At 51.9% G+C, this 416-nt stretch carries 1 protein-coding gene; it reads right to left on the bottom strand.

What is annotated here, in order from left to right:
• Nucleotides 1-416, bottom strand: a 416-nt coding sequence (locus tag B2W96_RS06725; protein ID WP_293009517.1) for a HAMP domain-containing protein, incomplete at both ends; no start/stop codon positions are given.

The following is a 416-nucleotide window of genomic DNA, read 5'->3' as shown; positions in this document are numbered from 1 at the left end:
CAGTAACCGATATTTCCGCGATGGTGGACGAAAGATTTTCCACAGAGCCGGCCTGCTTCTGCGATCCCTGCGCCAAGTGCTGGGAAACCTCCGAAATCTGCCTTGACCCTGAATCCACCTGATTTGCAGACTGATTGATGTCTGTCAGCGTCTGGCGCAGGGAGTCGGAAATTCTTTGAATAGACTTTTTTATAGAGGTAAAATCGCCAAGGTACTTTTGCCGCAGGTCGATGCAAATTTGTCCGTCCGCGATCTCCCCCAGAGCGGTTCCCATTTCTTCGATGTATCCATTCAGATGCTCCACCACGCTATGCAGAGAGCTTGCCAAAATCCCAACCTCATCCTTTGAATCCACCAGGGGAACTTCTGTATGAAGGTCGCCGCCAGCCAGCAACTCCAGCCGCCGACTCAGCTTT

The sequence above is a fragment of the Oscillibacter sp. UBA6647 genome (assembly GCA_002455655.1).
Taxonomy (GTDB): domain Bacteria; phylum Bacillota; class Clostridia; order Oscillospirales; family Oscillospiraceae; genus Oscillibacter.
This window is presented reverse-complemented; position numbering and strand designations above follow the sequence as displayed.